The sequence below is a fragment of the Nocardiopsis sp. JB363 genome, from assembly GCF_900143625.1.
Taxonomy (GTDB): Bacteria; Actinomycetota; Actinomycetes; order Streptosporangiales; family Streptosporangiaceae; genus Nocardiopsis.
Genome location: NZ_FRFF01000142.1, coordinates 19,514 through 37,051 on the forward strand (window position 1 = coordinate 19,514; position 17,538 = coordinate 37,051).

Annotated in this window: 15 protein-coding genes; 6 read left to right on the forward strand and 9 right to left on the reverse strand. The window is 63.8% G+C overall.

Going from position 1 to position 17,538, the window contains the following annotated elements:
- Nucleotides 1-43 precede the first annotated feature (43 nt).
- Entirely contained in the window at nt 44-637 is a 594-nt protein-coding gene (locus tag BQ8420_RS23350) for an RNA polymerase sigma factor (RefSeq protein WP_087101312.1), read from the reverse strand.
- Between the two features lie 265 nt (nt 638-902).
- Nucleotides 903-1,475 (reverse strand): hypothetical protein, encoded by a 573-nt coding sequence (locus BQ8420_RS23355; protein WP_087101325.1) that lies wholly within the window; start codon nt 1,473-1,475, stop codon nt 903-905.
- A 323-nt stretch (nt 1,476-1,798) separates the two neighbouring features.
- Here BQ8420_RS23355 and BQ8420_RS23360 point away from each other — a divergent pair, with 323 nt between their 5' ends.
- Nucleotides 1,799-2,764, forward strand: coding sequence for a transposase (locus BQ8420_RS23360; protein WP_160049403.1), 966 nt, complete (start codon nt 1,799-1,801; stop codon nt 2,762-2,764).
- A gap of 320 nt (nt 2,765-3,084) precedes the next feature.
- On the opposite strand, the gene BQ8420_RS23365 is transcribed toward BQ8420_RS23360, so the two are convergent.
- Entirely contained in the window at nt 3,085-3,735 is a 651-nt protein-coding gene (locus BQ8420_RS23365) for a cyclopropane-fatty-acyl-phospholipid synthase family protein (protein ID WP_087101314.1), read from the reverse strand.
- A gap of 406 nt (nt 3,736-4,141) precedes the next feature.
- On the opposite strand from BQ8420_RS23365, the gene BQ8420_RS23370 reads away from it, so the two are divergent.
- Nucleotides 4,142-5,320 (forward strand): tyrosine-type recombinase/integrase, encoded by a 1,179-nt coding sequence (locus BQ8420_RS23370; RefSeq protein ID WP_304528896.1) that lies wholly within the window; start codon nt 4,142-4,144, stop codon nt 5,318-5,320.
- A 799-nt stretch (nt 5,321-6,119) separates the two neighbouring features.
- Here the strand turns inward: BQ8420_RS23370 and BQ8420_RS23380 are convergent.
- The gene (locus BQ8420_RS23380) at nt 6,120-7,469 is read right to left on the reverse strand and encodes an RNA-guided endonuclease TnpB family protein (protein ID WP_200816063.1); all 1,350 of its coding nucleotides are present in this window, start codon (nt 7,467-7,469) and stop codon (nt 6,120-6,122) included.
- Between the two features lie 107 nt (nt 7,470-7,576).
- Here BQ8420_RS23380 and BQ8420_RS23385 point away from each other — a divergent pair, with 107 nt between their 5' ends.
- Nucleotides 7,577-7,882, forward strand: coding sequence for a hypothetical protein (locus BQ8420_RS23385; protein WP_087101315.1), 306 nt, complete (start codon nt 7,577-7,579; stop codon nt 7,880-7,882).
- An 845-nt stretch (nt 7,883-8,727) separates the two neighbouring features.
- On the opposite strand, the gene BQ8420_RS23390 is transcribed toward BQ8420_RS23385, so the two are convergent.
- From BQ8420_RS23390 to BQ8420_RS23400, 3 genes are all read right to left on the reverse strand, one after another.
- Nucleotides 8,728-9,882: an ImmA/IrrE family metallo-endopeptidase gene (locus tag BQ8420_RS23390; RefSeq protein WP_087101316.1), complete on the reverse strand. Its 1,155-nt coding sequence runs from the start codon at nt 9,880-9,882 to the stop codon at nt 8,728-8,730.
- Complete coding sequence (locus tag BQ8420_RS23395; RefSeq protein ID WP_087101317.1) at nt 9,851-10,516, reverse strand: hypothetical protein; 666 nt, start codon at nt 10,514-10,516, stop codon at nt 9,851-9,853. Before BQ8420_RS23395 ends, BQ8420_RS23390 begins: the two co-directional genes overlap by 32 nt.
- 377 nt (nt 10,517-10,893) lie before the next feature.
- The gene (locus tag BQ8420_RS23400; RefSeq protein ID WP_235006439.1) at nt 10,894-11,802 is read right to left on the reverse strand and encodes a zinc-binding dehydrogenase; all 909 of its coding nucleotides are present in this window, start codon (nt 11,800-11,802) and stop codon (nt 10,894-10,896) included.
- Nucleotides 11,803-12,238: 436 nt separating this feature from the next.
- On the opposite strand from BQ8420_RS23400, the gene BQ8420_RS23405 reads away from it, so the two are divergent.
- Nucleotides 12,239-12,883 carry an HNH endonuclease family protein gene (locus BQ8420_RS23405; RefSeq protein ID WP_087101318.1) on the forward strand — a complete coding sequence of 215 codons (645 nt, stop codon included), beginning with the start codon at nt 12,239-12,241 and terminating at the stop codon, nt 12,881-12,883.
- Between the two features lie 231 nt (nt 12,884-13,114).
- A complete protein-coding gene (locus tag BQ8420_RS23410) occupies nt 13,115-13,735 on the forward strand; it encodes a hypothetical protein (protein WP_143847499.1) in 621 nt (206 codons plus the stop codon).
- 1,021 nt (nt 13,736-14,756) lie between these two features.
- On the opposite strand, the gene BQ8420_RS31570 is transcribed toward BQ8420_RS23410, so the two are convergent.
- Both BQ8420_RS31570 and BQ8420_RS23425 read right to left on the reverse strand, forming a co-directional pair.
- On the reverse strand, nt 14,757-15,065 hold the full coding sequence (locus BQ8420_RS31570; protein WP_143847501.1) for a hypothetical protein: 309 nt from the start codon (nt 15,063-15,065) through the stop codon (nt 14,757-14,759).
- A gap of 738 nt (nt 15,066-15,803) precedes the next feature.
- Nucleotides 15,804-16,151, reverse strand: a complete 348-nt coding sequence (locus BQ8420_RS23425; protein WP_087101321.1) for a hypothetical protein — start codon at nt 16,149-16,151, stop codon at nt 15,804-15,806.
- 742 nt (nt 16,152-16,893) lie between these two features.
- Here BQ8420_RS23425 and BQ8420_RS23430 point away from each other — a divergent pair.
- Nucleotides 16,894-17,538, forward strand: a 645-nt coding sequence (locus tag BQ8420_RS23430) for an ISAs1 family transposase (RefSeq protein WP_143847503.1), incomplete at its 3' end; no start/stop codon positions are given.

The window sequence follows — 17,538 nt, forward strand, 5'->3', positions numbered from 1 at the left end:
GTTCACGTCGGGTGTCGCTTTCAGGTCGGGTGCGGGAAGGTGTTCACTCCGCGGTACGGAGCATCTCGATCAGGTGCTGTCTGGCGCGTGCCACCCGTGAGCGCACCGTCCCCACCGGGACCTTGAGCAGTTCGGCCGCCTCGGCGTAGGGCAGACCCTCGACCTGGGTCAGGACGAAGGCACGCCGCCGGTCGGGAAGGAGTTGATCGAGCAGGGACCACAGGGCCAGGTACTCGTCGAACCGGCCGTTCTCGGCGAGGGAGCGCGGGTCCTCCACAGGAGGGAAGGACTCCGTCCGGGGGGTGCGTGCCTGGAGGCGGTAGCGGTCGGCCACGGTGTAGCGGGCCACGGAGAACAGCCAGGAGCGCACCGAGGAGCGCCCGGCGAAACGCGGCAACCCCCGCAGTGCCCTGGAGAACGTCTCCTGGGTGAGATCCTCGACCCATTCGGAGGTGACCCGTCCCGCGATGAAGCGGGTGACGTCCGTTCGGGTCAGCGTGAACAGGGACTCCAAGGCCTCGGGGTGCCCGGATTGCGCCTGGGCGACCAGAAGGCCCAGCACATCGGCGGACGGGGGTGGGTACGGGGCGGTTTCGTCGGTGTGGTGGTCGGTGGTGTCATCACGGAGGGAGAGCATGGCGGTCGTCTTCCGCGTCAGGGCCCGGGCATACGACACCGACCCCCGTGGCCCTGGGACCTATGTGGAGGCTTTCTCCCGAAGTGGGGGCGGGTACGCGCGGCGGGCGTTCGATCGGGTCCGGCGGATGCGCTGGACCCTCGGAGGCCGGACATGCGTCGCCTGAGCCGTCCCGGAACCGAGCGCACGCGAGGAAGTACGCGCACGCCGACGGGGTTCCCGTCGTTGGCAGGGAACCGACGCCCCTCAGGGCTCGGGTACGGCCTCAGGCAACGGAGGGGACGGGCGGGCCGCGCAGTACGCGTGCGTGTCGCAGGAGAAGAATCCGAGGGCGGTCATGCCGCTCGGGAAACCATGACAGCGAGCGGCCCCGGGAGACCGGTGCCGGGAGCGCGCCGACGAACACCAACAGCGGTAGGACCGTCAGCGCCATGAAACGCAGGAAGGCGAAGAACGCGTTCTCACCGCGATGCAACCACCACGCGCTCAGAAGTGCCGACACCACGTGCAGGGCCACCATGGTCCACGCCGGGGAGCCGGACTCCGACGCAATGTCCTGCTGGTGGCCCGCGTGACCGCCTCCGAACGAACCGGTCACCGTCAACGCCATGTGCAGCGCGAACTGCCCCCACAGCATGTGGCCGGTGAGCTGCATACGGCTGAGTCGTCGCGCGGAGGCCGCCCAGGCGACGGCGAAGACCACCGCCATGCCCAGCACGAGACCGGGGAGGGCGACGTCGTGGCCGCTGCTCAACGCGTGCCCGTGCGCGGACAGGCCGGCGCAGACCAGGGTGAACATCCCGGCCCTGAGTACGCGACCCGCCTCGCTCTCGGACATCACCTCCATGGTGACACCCCCGGTGAGAACTCCGGTATCAGGGTGGGCGGAGCGACGCCCCCGCACCCGCCCTCAGGGGCGTGGTGGTGAGCGTAAGCCAGTCGCCCGGGAACCGGCCGGTGCGGGGAAACGACTCTGAAGGTGTGGCGGAGTCGTGGCCTATAGGGCCGCGGGCGCTGGCACATTCCGTAGTTCGACGCGTTGTTTGAGGTGGTGCTGTGGATTCCGTCACGCGAACGTCCCGAGATTCCGACGTCGTAGGGGCCCTACCCCTGGAATCCTGGCCGCAACTAGAGGAGTTCGTTCATCGGGTTCTCGGGGACGTGCTCCCACGCAAGGACCAGCGGTCGGCCGCAGTCGACTACGTTCGCGGGCTGATGGCCTTCGGGCGACGCAAGACCATGAGGGCGATGGCCCACAGTGTGGGCACGGATCCCAGAAGGTTCCAACACCTGCTGAGGACATCGAGGTGGGACGATCAGCTCGCACGCGCTCGGCTCGCCGAGAGGGCTCTGAGTTCCCGCGCCCCCGAGGTGGTGGTCATCCGGACGTTCAGCACCCCGCGGGCAGGTGCGCGGCTCGCCGGAACGGCGCCGCGCTATGCCCCGGACCTGGGACGGGACGTGCGCTGCCAAACAGCGATCTTCGCCTACGCCGTCGGCGTCTCCTGGGCCTCCCCCCTTTCCTGGCGGCTGCTGCCCGATACGGGTGGGTCCGACAGGAAGAGCGTCCTTGATGCGGTCGGTGCTCTTGTCCGTGAACTCGCCGTGGAGATCGAGAGGTGGCGGTTCTCTTCCGTTTCCGCCGTGCCCCTGCTGCTGGAAGACGAACTGCCGATCCACCACCGGCCCGACCACTGGCCGACACACTCCCGGCTCCACTGGATCGCGAAGGCGGCTACCGACCAGGGGCGCATCCTGATCGGTCCGACCGCGGTCCCTGAAAACGTCAGGTGGTCCGAACCCGGTATGGGACCGATGTCCGCATACTTCCACAGGGTGAGTCCGACCTCGGGTGAGAACGGCGGTGGGGGGTTCCTCCTCCAAGTTCCATCGTCGGCCGGTTCGACCTCAGCCTGGGAGTTCGACCTGCCCGACGCCGACACAACGGCGGTGGTGGGCCTTGTCAAGACGGGGGCCATGGTTCACCGCGAGCACACGTGGTTGCGCGGCCAACTGGGACTCGACGCCTACGAAGGGCGATCCCGGCGCGGTTGGAACAGGCATTGCACTCTGGTCGCTACCGCTCGACGGTTCCAGACCGAGATCGGCGGGGCGGCCGGCTTCTGAGTGATTCGAGAGCTGCGGTCGGGTTGTCTCCTTCCGGTTGTGATGGTCCTCTGGTGTGCCGGGATCGCCTCCTGATCGCTCGTCTTCACCAGTTCCTCAGGGTGGGACTGGCGTTGGCGATTGCGGTGATGTTGAGGACGCCGTCCGGAAGGGTAGCTTCGAGGCACCACAGGTTGGTGGAGCCGGAGCGTCAGGGCCAGGGCCGGGACCCCGTAGCGGGGAGCCGGAACAAGCGTCCAGCTCCCCGCTACGAGGTCCCGAAAAGACACAAAGGGCCCTGATGGTCGTTCTGGAGTCAAGCAAGTAGGTTGAACGTCAAGCTAGTCGCGACGGCGGGCCCGGACCACCAGTTCGTGCAAGATGTAGGTAGTTTCGTCCAGGGTCCGCTCAGCGGACCGCACGTCGTCGACGAGCACGTCCCACTCTCCCTCGATGAGCGCTGCGGTCACCGCGTCGCCCTCGTAGAACAGCTCCGGGACCGGTGGCCGTGGCACCCCCGCCTCCAGGTCCTTGGGGTGGTGCGCGACCACCAGGAGCTCACCGCCCGGAGCCACCGTTGCGGCCAAATCGGCGAACAGCCGTGCCCGGGAGTTCGGGTAGAGGTGCATGAACTGCGCCGTGACCAGGTCGAACGGGGGTGTGGGTGGGGCCCACTGGGTGACGTCCGCGCGCAGCCAGGTGATCCGGTCCGCCACCCCCTCACCCGCTTCTGTCGCGTGCGCCGCGGCACGGTCCAGTGCCACGGGTGAGATGTCGACCGCGGTCACCCGCCAGCCCCGCGTGGCCAACCACAGGGCGTCCGCGCCTTCACCGCTGCCGACGTCCAGCGCCCGGCCGGGCGGCAGGTCCGCCACCTCGGCGATCAGGTGCCGGTTGGGTCGTCCGCTCGAGATCCGCTCGCTGGAGCGGTACAGCTCGTTCCAGAATTCCTCGCCCATCACCTCGGGCAGGGAGTCGTGTCCATCGGTCATGTGTCGACCACCTCCGCCTCTCACTCTGCTCAGCGGTGGGGGCCGAAGCGAGCTCTCTTGCCGAAACGGCAAAGTGTCTCGCGCCGAGGTTGGTGGCGGCTTGGGTGTGTGCCGGGATCGTCTCCCGTCACCCGGGAAGTGGGGGAGCGACCCTGAAGGTCACTCACCCGTGGACACGGGGCATCGCCTCTATCTCGTTCTGGGGCGGACACTGGTTGTGGGGGTGTTCGTTATGTCTGGATCGGGTTGGGTGTACAAGCGGTGCGGGTGCCGTGGTGTGAGGGGTGTGAAGGCTCGGGAGGGTCGGTGCCCTGGGCTGGCCAGGCGAGGGCATGGGAGTTGGTATTTCGCGCTGGAGTTGGACCATCTCCCGGGTGGTCGGCGTCGGGTGCGTCGGGGTGGGTTCGTGTCCCGGGAGGCGGCCCGTGAGAGTCTGCGCCGGGTGCGGGACCTCGAGGGCGGCGATGCTGATCCGGCGGTCTTGACGGTGGGGGCGTGGCTGGAGCACTGGTTGGCCACCCGTACCGGGCTGCGGCCGTTGACCCGGACGAGTTACGCCGAGCACATCCACCGCCACCTCCAACCCCACCTGGGCGCTCTGGTCCTGGAGGAGCTGACTCCCGCCACGGTGGCTCAGGCCTTCGACTCCATTTCCCGCCACAGGTCGCCCACTGGGGCGCTGTTGTCGGCGGCGACGGTGCAGCGGGTACGGGCCACGTTGCGGGCGGCGTTGAATACCGCGGTGGGGGAAGGGTTGTTGGTCTCGAACCCGGCCAAGGGGTTGCGGTTGGAGGGCGGCCGTGCTGCGCGGCCCATGGTGTGGACCGATCAGGCCGTCGAGGACTGGCGCAACGGCGGGGTACGGCCGGTGGTGGCGGTGTGGACGGTGGAGCAGACCCGCGCGTTTCTGGGCCACGTCTCCCAGGACCGGTTGTACGGGTTGTTCCATCTGGCGGTGATGACGGGGCTGCGCCGGGGCGAGATCGTGGGGTTGCGCTGGCCCGACATCGATCTGGTGCGGGGGACGGTACGGGTGGAGCGCCAGCTGCAGTCCCATCAGGGCAGGTTGGTGGAGCTGGCTCCCAAGAGCGCGGCGAGTCGGCGGATGCTGTCGGTGGACCACACCACGTTGGGGGTGTTGCGCCGCCACCAGTGGTACCAACAGCAGGAAGCGCGGGGGCAGGGGCGGGTGTGGGATTCGCGGGGGTTCGTGTTCACCGCCCTGCGGGGTGGCGCGTTGGCGCCGGAGCGGTTGTCACGCCTGTTTCGGAAGCTGAACACCGAGAGTGGGTTGCCGCCGGTGCGGTTGCACGACCTGCGCCATGGAGCGGCGACGTTGGCGTTGGCGGCGGGGGTGGAGCTGAAGGTGGTCCAAGCGATGTTGGGGCATGCGAGCATCGTGTTGACGGCGGACACCTATTCCACGGTGTTGCCGCAGGTGGCGCGGGAAGCGGCGGAGCGCACGGCGTGGCTGGTGCTGCGCGATTCGGGCAGAGCCCATCGGCGAGGAACTGCACGAAGGGTGCGTCGAGGGCTGGCCCCACCTCGGCCCCATCCTGGCCCCATCAGTGCGAGAGGACGATGAGGGTAAGGCCGCTGAACCCAGTCTGACCTGGGGTTTTGTGGCGCACCCGGCAGGATTCGAACCTGCGACCGTCGGATTAGAAGCCATGGTCACGTACCGTAACGTGTCGCTACGTACCGTTCCGTCCTGTGCCATCCGAATCAGGCTGCCGTCCTGTGCCACGTCGTGCCGTCCGCTGATGTCCCGGTTCAAAACTGCGGAGCACGAACGGAGCACGCAAGCGGAGGAAGCGTCCGATGGTTAAGGGCGAGGTTTTCGGGGGATTGCTCTCATGCCCGTGCAGTGCGTGCTCTGCCAGAGAGTAACGGTTTCAGTTGTACTGGCTGATGGGGAGACCGTGAATCCTCCTGTTGGTGTAGCGGTCGGTCGAAGAACCCACTCAACCTCCTCAGAGTTCGGCCGTGCCGATGACCCTCCATCACACCCGGCACGAAACACGGTGTCACTAGTGTCAGGCCCGCTGTCGGTTGTCCCCTGCGCGTGTGGGTCTCACTGGGAGGATGTGGGGGCGGCCCCGCCCACTTGCCGGTCGTTCCCTGCGCGTGTGGGTCTCACCTGGAGAGCCTGTTCCTGGCCGCGTTGAACAGCGGTCGTTCCCTGCGCGTGTGGGTCTCACAGGATCTGACCTGCGACTAAACAGAGACGTTATTGATTTGAGATCCACATGCAGAGAACGTCGGCGGATTGCTCCGCCGAGGTGGCGCCGGCCCCGGTTGCCCGAGTCCAACGTCTTCCCGCTTCGCTGAACACTGCCCAGGCCCTCGAGAGAGCTTGGGACTGACACGTCCTCCACGGGCATTCACGGACCCCCTCTACCAGGGGTACCGGTGCCAGAAGCTGACACGACTTCCGCGTGAGCGGCGATGTTACGCGCGGCGTTCAGGTCGCGGTCGAGCCGCAACCCGCACTCGGCGCAGGAGAACACCCGATCGGCGAGGGTTTGGTTTGGGTTTTGCCAACCACACGCTGAGCAGGTCTTGCTGGAGGGAAACCAACGGTCCAGGACCGCGAGCTGTGACCCGTACCAGGAAGTCTTGTATTCGAGCTGGCGGCGCAGCTCAGCCGGGGCCGCATCCAGGATGGAACTGTTCAACCCAGCTTTGGCTGCTACGTTCGAGCCTGGCTCCTCCACGGTGCCCCGGGCCGACCGGGTCATCCCGGCGACGTTGAGGTCCTCGATGGCCACGCAGGCGAACGTGGTCGCCAACCGTTTCGAAAGCCAATGCAGGGTCGTAGCGCGTTGCTGGGCAACCTCCTGGTGCAGTTTGCCCACACGGGCAGCGGCCTTGCGCCGTCGCATCGATCCCTTCTGAGTTCGGGACAGCGCTCGCTGGGCTCTGGCCAAGCGTTTGGAGGCTCGGGACAGGTGCCGGGGGTTGTCGATCAGGACGTAGTCCTGGATCGGTTGGGAAAGTGCCGCGAGGTAGTGGACCCCCACATCCATCCCTACGCGCCCGTTCACGCGCTGGCGTCGAGTAGGGGCGGGGCGCTCGGTCTGGATTTCGCACTGCACGCTTGCGTACCAGCGGGAACCACTGCGGGAAACGGTCACGGACTTGACCACGGCCGCACCGGAGGAGACCAGGCGGTGCATGCGTTTGCCGGACTCGTGCAGGCGAACGACACCGAACTTGCCCAGGTTCAGTCTGCGATAGCTCTCCAGCCGCAGCGTGGGTTCGCGGACGTCGTGGTGAAGGCGGAAGGAGTCACGAGAGCGGTTCTTCTTCTTGAACCGCGGGTAACCGACCTTGTGTCCGGCACGTTTGCCGGTGAGGGAGTCCAGCCAGTTCTTCCAGGCTTGGTCGGCGTCCATCCACGCGGATTGGAAGCACCAGGTCGCCACCTCGTGATGCCAGGGAGCGAGTCCACCTGGGCCTTCGCCTGGGCCGCCTCTTAGCTGGTTGAAGATCTTCTGGACCGTTGGTTTTGTCGGGGTTTTGATCTGGACACGGCGGTGGGCCTCCTTCTCTTCAAGACCCGCCGCGATCAGTTCGTCGACCAGGCTTCGCCACTGCTGGTGGGTCTGGCCTTTGAGCCCCAAAGCGAAGTTGTAGGCCATGCGCGAGGCCCCAGCGTAGCGGGAGAGACGCTCAAGCTGGGTGGGTGTGGGGTCCAAAGCGAACTTGAACGCGCGCTGCACCGCCACCATGAACCCCCACCTCCTTCGCTGCTATCGATCCTTCAACGTCTGGAGTCCACCGTAGAGAGGGGGTACGAAAAACGGGAAGCGCTTTGGTCTCTTCAGGGAGAGATCTGGTGGTTTCTTTGCTGGAGTCTTCCGAGGAGATCATCAAGGTCGAAGACCTCGGGTGCGCGGGTACTGCTGTTGGTGGACACCGAAGCCCAACGCTCTCTTGTGAAGCCGACGACCTGGGAGGCGTCGACGAAATCGAAGTGGGCCAGTCGCAGTCCTTCCGCCCCGTAAGCTGGTTTCTTGCATCGTTGAACGATGATCTGGGTGCCGAACCGACCGAGTGCGGGGAGCAAGTTGTGGTGATGATCTGGGTTAATGTCGTCTGCGAACCGATGCGTGCTGCCCGCACCGAGTGCGCTCCCCAGTAGTGTGTCTTGTGCCGAGGTTGGCGGAGGCTGTGGTGTATGCCGAAATTGCCTCTCGCTACTCACGGGAGTGGGGTGTCGCTGAGTAGGTAACCGGTCGGTGTGGTCCCTCGTTGCTGACCGCACGGGGGACGGCTGGTTGGTCTACGTGGCTGAGGCTGCGGGGTGCCAGCAGAGCCTGTCGGCAAGGGTATTGGCGAGGTATGAGGGAAGACTTTGCCCCACTTCGGTCCCACCCTGGTCCCATCAGTAAAGGAGACCATTTCAGGTGAGGCGAAGCACCTCCTCTGAACTGGGGTTTTGTGGCGCACCCGGCAGGATTCGAACCTGCGACCGTCGGATTAGAAGATCCCCACCGGCCGGTGAACAGACCGGGGAGCGTTCGCCAGATCCTGCTCCGACGGTCCTCAACCTCCTACTGGTCCTCACTGCGCTGGTCTTGTGAGGAGGGTGTTACCGGTTACGCAGGTCGTTGAACTTTCGTGGGATCTAGATCTGGACTTTTCCGCAAGGTTGCGCATATCGGACAGTGCTCATCTGAACGCTGCCGCGGCTGATCCTTTGGCACCTCGACCCAGAGCGCTCGGACAAGGCAAGCGGCCCGCAGTGAGTCGTCACTGCGGGCCGTCTACCGACTCCGGCATCGTCCTGCTGGCCGCTGTCAGCTACAGGGCCGAGGTGCAGCCAAGACAGGGCCTGGGGATCAGGCGAAGTGTCACTCCACGGCGTGGCGCGAAGCTGACCGCATGAACAACCGCCGCTGCGGGTGCTTGGCGGATGTTGCCCCTACAGGGAAGAGCCGATCCCAGGGTCATTCACACTCGCCATGCACGAGGATAACGATGAGATCAGACTCGTTTCTTGAACTGAACAACTCTTCCCTCGGGTTGGGTGCTCTTCTCCGGATCATCCGACATTCGTCTTGCAGGCCGTGCAGGTGGCGTCGGTGCTATCGATCGAAGCACTGCTGGCGGTATGGCAAGAACATCCGAACCTGGAACGTAAGGGCGGGATCCGAACCTGCGTTCCAAAAGACTCCACAAGAGCAGGGGGTGCTCTTGTCCGACCTTGACAGGTTCGTTTTTTCTCCAATTCCTTTGGGAAAGTTGAACGTAGAGGGACCTCTTCCTGGTGTCATCGATCTTGTCCAAGGCTGCTCCGCGCATGATGAGTGCCTGGATGGAAACGCCCCATGTGGCCTTCATCCTCGCATAGTCGGTCAAAGTCATCTTGAACGATAGATCTTCTTCCGCGCGCTCCCTGGGTACCAAGAGAGCTGAAGCGAAGCGGTTGGCCTCCAGCTCTGCGTTTCGGGCTCTGGGCCTGAAGGTGTGCAGAACGAGATGCCCCAACTCATGGGCGAGAGTGAACCGGTCTCGATCGCCGCTCGCTGGAAAGTACCCGATGAGCGCTGTGTCCCCGGGGCCGCCCCAGTAGGAGACTCCGAAGTGATCGTTTCCGCTGGGCTCGTCGCCCCGGGAATCATCAGTCAGCACCATCGGCGCTACCGCGATGCCCCCGCGCTCCAGAGCCCTGGTCAAGTGGGGTATCGGCTTGTCCGGGGCCAGTCGGAGTGCGACGCGAGTCTGGTCCGCCAAGCTTTCTATTTCGTCGAGGGTAACAACATCCTTGTCAACAAAAGGCAGCGGTGGGATCGGGTAATTCTGGGAGGTTATCAGGTCGTCAGAGACCCTGTAGCTTTCTCCATAAAGGGCATGTACCCGCTTTGTCACTGACCGCTTGGCAGAGGCAAGCTTCCTGAACCGAAGAGAGTCCAAGGGGACCGACTTGGGTTGAACATAGAAGAAGCCAATGGGTGTTTCTGTTGCCTTAGCGATTTGTTCGAGTTTGGCGTCATCGTGATCCCGATGGCCATTCTCGACATCCGAGATCCACGAGGACGCCACACCGGACATCCCGGAGACTTGGGTCTGCGTCAGACCCATGAGTTCTCTCAGTACGCGCAGGCGTTCACCCGGAGATGCCGCCAGCACCGAATTCATCGTTCTCCTCATTCGGCAAGTTCAGATCGATTCCATCATCCGAAGGAGTGAACGTCATGTTGATCAACTCCTCCGAGGACTGAGGCAGCGGGAAGTCAACATCGAGCTTGGCAGTGCCCCCGAACTTCCAGCGTCCGATCGTGCGCACGACCCTGAACGAGGGCTCCCCCAAAGGATTGAGGCGCCACAGAAGAATCAACTTGTCGATCTCTGACCCGAACAGCGCCGGCATCATCGGCAGGGGAGGGTTGCAGTAGTACGCCGCCCTCGCCCGGTTCGATCCGGGGGCGGGCACGTCGGCCTCGGACAGGCCATGCAGGAAGCGCAGCTCGAACTCGCCGTTCGCCATCCACAGCTCGCCGTTGCGCCAGTGGTCCCCCGTGAGCCTCCATGGATCCAGCGTGCGCTGTTGGAGGCGATTATGGGCGAAGGCGCGCACAAAGTGAGTGCGAAACCACGCGTAGTCACGGCCGGAGAAGTCCGGGTTGTTGTCGCGGTCTTCCTCGGCTGGGGCCTTGGACAGCGGATGGGTGCCAGCTTGAGTGAAGACGTCGTGGAGTGGTTCGCACAGGTCGGCCAGTGCGTGCTTGATGCGCTCCGTGTGCTCGATGAGCCTCGCGCCACCGTTATCCATGGTCTAGAAATTATCACGGATAAAGTTAAGGTTTCGCCAGTAGGCTCCGATGAGTCAAGGAGTATTCGTTCGAAAACTTGTACGACCAGCGGGTATGGTCAACATGTGGCCTTCATCACAGGCCTACTTGGGGCTGCCTTGGTCGGCCGCAGCCCTATCGCAGGCAGGCCAGCCACTGCGAGCGCCAACTAGACGCCCACTGTCCAGTGACCACCACCTGGCCGCCCTGTCCGCACCAATCGACGAACACTGTCTCGTGCCGAGTCTGTTTGAGGCTGTGGTGTGTGCGGGGATTGCCTCCCGTCACTCACCTTCTCTGGCCCTCAGGGTGAGACTGGGGTTGGAGGTGGTGGTGATGTTGGGGTCGGGTTCGGTGTTCAAGCGGTACGGGTGCCGGGTGGCTGGTTCTTTGAGGGGGTTGGGGAGTGGTTGTCCGCGGTTGCGGTGTCGTGGGCATAGGAGTTGGTACTTCTCGCTGGAGTCGGAGCGGGCCGAGGGTGGTCGGTGTCGGGTGAGGTGGGGCGGGTTCGCTTCCCGTGAGGCTGCGCGTGCGGCCTTGCGCAGGACCCGGGGCGACAAGGTGGTGACAGTTGGCCTGGGCGATGTTGCCGAACCCGGCCGCTCTCAGTAGCCCAATCGCGGTGTTGCGCAGGGAGGCCACCACTTGGGTCGATGACGGTCATTCCGGCGACCGTGGCCTGGTCGAACCCTGGAAGCAGCGCCGCCGCCTCGTCCAGGCCGATGACCCGCTCGATCAGCAACTGGGGTCGCAACACACCCCGTTCGACCGATTCCATCATCCCCGGGTAGTCGGTCGCCACCATGCCGTGGCTGCCGAGCAGGTCCAGCTCCCAGCCGAACACCCGGTCCATCGGCACCCTCGGGTGGTCCTCGACCGGTGGCAGCAGCCCGACCTGGACGTGGCGACCGCGCCGACGGAGCCCGAAGACCGCGTCCGAACAGGTCTGCTCACTGCCCACCGCGTCCACAGAGACATGGCTGCCGCCACCGGTCAGTTCACGGACAGCGGCGGGAACGTCGGTCCCGTCCGCGACCAGGACGTGTTCGGCGCCCAACTCCCGTGCGGCGGCGAGGGCCTCGGCGTTGCGGTCCACGGCGATCACCCGGGCACCCAGCGCACGGGCGATCACGACCGAGCTGAGCCCGACCCCGCCGGCGCCGAGGACGGTCACCCACTCGCCCTCGCTGAGCCGGGCGCGGCCGATCAGAGCCCGGTAGGCGGTGGCGAACCGGCACCCGAGGCTCGCCGCGGTGGTGAAGTCCACCCGCTCGGGACCGCGACGATGTTCGCGTCGGCGGAGTGCAGGGTGACGTACTCGGCGAACGAACCCCAGTGGGTGAAGCCCGGCTGCCGCTGGTCCGGGCACACCTGCGCCTGCCCCGACCGGGGCGACCCCGATCAACCTGGCCCATGGCCCGAGTCGATCATCAATATGATTCCGCCTACACACCCGGCTTCCCACGAATACCTCCAGGCATGAGAGAGCTCACCCCCTTCGTTGCTATATGTGTTCACATTGATGCGGTCTGCGCGGCAGGAGTAAGCAGCACAGACCGAAACCCAATTCGCGGCGCGCGCCTTGTCCGACCTGGTCCCCCTCTGTGCCGCTGCTTCTGAGGCATCAATCAGCCACCGGTTTACCCCGCGGCCACCAGGCACAAGACCATCACGTTCAGTGAACACCCTGGAAAGGCCACCGCATGCGCCCACACCTGGCAGCCCTTGCCACCATCCCGCTTGCCGCCGCACTCCTGATTCCGAGCCCCGCTCACGCCGCCCCTACCCCTCTTGCCGACGCGATCACCGCCTTGACCGTCGCTGAAGAATCCCGGACCGGGTATGACCGAAGCCTCTTCCCGCACTGGGTCGACGCTGATGGCAACGGGTGCAACACCCGCGTGGAAGTCCTTATCGCTGAAGCCATCGTGGCACCGGAAGTTGGTGAGCGTTGCCGTCTGGCCGGGGGAGAGTGGTTCTCCTACTACGACAACCGCACCATCATCGACGCCCGCTCTTTGGACATCGACCACATGGTTCCCCTCGCGGAAGCATGGGATTCTGGTGCCTCCAACTGGAGCACTCAGCAGCGAAGGGCCTTCGCCAACGACCTGGACGAGCCGGTCGCACTCGTGGCGGTCAGCGCGGCCTCCAACCGATCCAAGGCCGACCGGGATCCTGCGGAGTGGCTGCCCCCAGCTCAGGAAGCGCGCTGTCAGTACGTCACTGAGTGGGCCACGGTGAAGACCCGTTGGAGCCTGTCGATCGACCAGGCCGAACTTGAGGCGCTCACCACGGTCGCCAACTCCTGTCCCGACGCGGTCGTGCAGACCACACCCGCGCTCTAGAGCGGCAAGCCCTCACCTGATCGTGGTGTTGTTGCTTTTCGGGTCGATCGACACCTCGTCAGGGAGCGGCCAGGCACTCGGAGGGTGAGACTCCGGTAGGGCCCGGCTGCGACCGGGCCCGCATCAACCAGAGATCCTCAAGCTGGCGGTACCGGAGCGCCCAAGAGCAGGATCACCGGGAACCCGGCCAGCGAGATCTACCGGATCCCGACCTCCACCGGTGACTTACCGGTGGAGAAAGCAACTGGTAACCGCGACATCGACTACCGCTTCCCGCCCACGAGCAGCGGTCAGGACAACGGCACACCTGAACGGGTCAGCCGGTCACCGAGGATGTGCGTCAACGCCCCCACAGATACCGTCAACCCGACCAACCACAGGCCTGGGCCACCGTTCTCGTCGAAGGCTGTGTACAAGCCGAGAAACACCGCGATCATCACCGCGGTGATCTTGCGCTTGCGCAACGGCACCCACCCCTTCAACGAGCGGGCCACCGTTCCTGCCTCCAGCGAAGCCATCGCGAGCACCACCAGGGCCCGCCCTAACGGGATCACGGACAACACCAGCGCGATCGGCCCCTGGGGAGCTGACCGCCTTCTACAGGAGGAGGTCTCCGATTTCGTGGAGGTCTTCGAAGGGGACTTGATCCGGCAACGGCTGACAGTCGCCGGTGGCTCGGTTGTGGTCTTGTCTGATGCCAGCGGGTTCGATCTGTTGTTGAGTGTGGTGGTTCAGCAACGCATCTCTGCGCGGCCGGCCGCGGTTGAGGCGGTCCGCACTTCCTGGTTGGAGTACCAGCGTGAGATCGATGACGAGATCGCTGCATGGCAGCAGGAAGGTACTCACGGCTGAACTCTGCTATCCGGCCTTGTGGAGCTCAGTGCACAGAAGAGTCTCCAAAGGATCCGGCACGAAACAGTGCTGCCGCAGGTGGCGCGTGAGGCGGCGGAGCGCACGGCGTGGCTGGTGCTGCGCGACTCCGGTAGGGCTCATCGGCGGGGGAGGGCACGAAGGGTGCGTCGAGGGCCGGCCCCACCTTGGCCCCATCCTGGCCCCATCAGTGTGAGAAGACGATGAGGGTAAGGCCGTTGAACCCAGTCTGACCTGGGGTTTTATGGCGCACCCGGCAGGATTCGAACCTGCGACCGTCGGATTAGAAGTTCCATGGTCGCGTACCGTCACGGGCCGCTACGTACCGTTGTGTCCCGCACCATCCGATTCGGAGTGCCATCTCGTGTCGCGCCGTGCCGCTCGCTGACGTCCCGGTCCAGAACTGCGGAGCACGAACGGAGCACGCGCGGGCGGGTAGCGGCGTCCGATGGCACCTCGCGAGGTTCTTGGCCAGCTGTGTGCGGGACGGGCAGAACGTCTGTATGTGATGGGTAGAGATAGGCAGATCAGCGAGCGTGGAGTGTGTTTGCCGAGGTGTTCACGTCTGCTTGGAATGATTTGGCAATGTCTACTTTGAGGCCTATGCGAGGTTCGTTCGAGTTCTTGTCAATATTGCTCTGATAGCCCTTATGGAACACCTGTGCGAAAAATATAGCACATCCAGGACTAACTTCGATGGCTTGTCTGCTGAGCCTCGGAAATGTCTGAGGCTTGTGGCAGCATCCCCCACAGTGTTGGCACTCGGCACAGGCCGCAAGGCGCAACCCCTGGGCGCAGTGCGGGCGAAACCACAGAACTCCTGGGAGGAAAAATGGCCGGAACACTCGGTTATACAATCTCAGTCAGGCATGTGTTTCAACGAAAATTCGGATCAGAGGAACTAGGCAAAGCCATGCGCGGATGTCACTGGTACATCATCTCGCGTAGGCCTCGCATCCGAATATTGGAAGGGACTCCTAGGATTAAAGACGGTATCCTGACTCTAGAGTTCATCGAAACCGACCCGGGTGGAAATACAACGCGGCAATTTGCTCTCGGGAGTGAGTTGGTCGACCAGGAGAAACAGTCCGTGTTCAAGGTCTACGACCAAGGCTCTTATTTCTCCCTGTGCTTCGATGGCCAGGTGATCCATGGTGACGCTTGGGCTCTTGCCTCCTTTTTCTCCGGGGCGGACTGGGGGGTAGCGAATCAGGAGGTCCTCTACATTGGGCAGGCGTTCGCCGGGGGCAATGGAAATGCATGGGAAAGGACAAAAAATCACCAGAAACTCCAGATGGTCCACGAGGATCACGCCAGCGATCCCTGGGATATCTTCGTGTCACCGCTTGTCTTAGAAAATGGAAACTTCCAGAATGATGACCACATCGATGATTCAGAAAACGGGCCTTCTCTCGAAAAATACTTCAAGGATTTCTCTGGCGGAGAAGGAACGACTACTAAGGCCTCGATTGACCTTGTCGAGCACAGTCTCATTTCCTACTTCAATCCGCCCTATAATGAACAGCTCAGAAACTGGAATGCGGCAAACCCTACCGCAGCGATGCGGAAGATGAGGGACGCAGGTTTTCGCCTCCTCCACGTACACCTCAGTGGCTGGCAAGGACTCTCCCGTTTCTACTCAGCAGAGCGGCCCGAGCCAAGTAGGAGTCATTTCATCTCACAGGACATCCCACCTGCGCCCCGACGGCCGGTACTCCGGGGGGTGTCTGCGCAAGAGGTGAGCGACTGGCGGGACAACGCGAAGGTTATTGAGGAAGGGCCCAAATTCTTCGCCAACATGGCTGAGGGGTCCGGGGTGGAACTGTTGGCCTTCGGTGATAACGCACCAAAAATCAGGAAGCCCGAACCCGTCAGGATCGCGAAGAGTCATCAGCCGGGGGAGGATGCAAGCCAAGAAGTGAGAGGAGAGAGTGTCAGGGCCTCACGCAATCAAGATGAGCTACACAAGAAGATCATGGACGCCAGAAGGGCTCGGTCAGCGGAGAAGGAGGCCCTGACCTACAAGGGCGAAGTAACCTACGACCGCAGATCAGGAACGATTACTATCGGACTCGATCGGGAGCGTGATCCTGTTCGCTGGAGCCTGCACGACAGGAAGGGCACTGTCGCCAACGGCTTCATCCTCGGCTTCGATGGACAAGGGAAAACCAATCTCCTCCGGATCATAGCTCACCAGGCTCTGCTCTCCAAGCGCTTCTCCCCTGTTCTCGTTCTCCCCCACGGGAGCGGCCCAACACTCGAGGCTGCACTGAAACAGCTCTCCGAGGTTGTAAAAGACATCGACATCAGGCTTGTCTCTGGTCCGAAACACAAGCCCAGCAAGCGGCACCGTGGAATCATCTGCGCACTCGACGACTCCGACAGGATCCTCAAACATCCAAGAGGGAGGGAGCTCATCCTGAAGATCCTCACCCGAGGCCCGGCCTTGGGAGTTGGGCTGGTTATGGTGATCCGTGACCCCGATGTACTCCGCTCGTGCCCAGGTATCGCCAAAGAGCTCATCAAATCAACAAACCGCGCGGCATCCATGGAGAACGCAGATGCGGTCTTTAATGCACTCGACGCAGAATACGGGGAACGTCGAAAGTTGAGCCTTTCCTGGGAGCGGCCAACTTTCATGTCGTTCACCAATGTCGAGACCAGGTTTCTAACCTTCATTTGCGGGTTCTTCCATGTACACGCATCCCACCACGAGGCTCGGACGTTCGCTTCGGGGCTCATCCAGGAATCCCAACCCGATTCCCCGGTCCGTGGTAAATGGAAGTCGCTCAGTGAGGACCACGACGTCTGGGCGTATTCCGGAGAACCCATGCTGACTTCGTGGTTTCTGCACAAGCACCCGGATCACTGGATCATCTCGTGTGTCTTGGCGAGGTTCAGGCCTGTGAAAGAGGACTCGCTGACCGATTCCATAGAGTGGGCTGACTTCCATTGGCACAACCGATTCGAGGGCTCAATCGGGCCGTGGCAGATCGGCCCCGCCGCCAGGGCTCCGGCAAAGTCGGGTTGTAGGGATGTGACCTGCTTCTTCGTAGGGCGAACAAGCAGAAGCGGGCGTGTCCGACCCGGTTGGATGGAAGTTCTTCACGCTTTCGCCCAACCGAGGAACACGCCCGCGAATGTCATCGTCTCACCCCGGCGAGCTCATCGTCGAACCCGTCTCACGCCAGGACCACCTGATCCAGGTCCTGGCAGGTGTGCCCGACCCGCGCAAACCCCGCGGACGACGCCACACCCTGGCCGCGCTGATCGCCGTGGCCGTCTGCGCGACCCTGGCCGGAGCCAAAGGGTTCACCGCCATCGGCCAATGGGCCACCGAGACCACCACCCACACCCTCACCGCCCTGGGCATGGTCCGGGGAGCCGCCGACGAGGCGACCTTCCGCCGCACCTTCGCCCGCCTGGATGCCGACCTGCTCGACCAGGTGCTGGGCGCCTGGTCCGCCACCCGCCTGGCCGTGATCAACGGATTGCGCATCATCTCCTTGGACGGCAAGACCCTGCGCGGTGCCCGCACCGGCACCGAAGGGGCACCGCACCTGGTCGCTGCCTTGTGCGGCACCACCACCCTGGGACAGGTCACGGTCCAGACCAAGAGCAACGAGATCCCCGCAGTGCGGGAACTACTCCAGTTCATCGACATCGCGGGTGCTGTCGTCACCCTCGACGCGATGCACACCTGCACCGATACCGCCAACACCATCCGGACCGGGGGCGCCCACTACGTCTTCACCGTCAAGGCCAACAACAAACACCTCTACGCC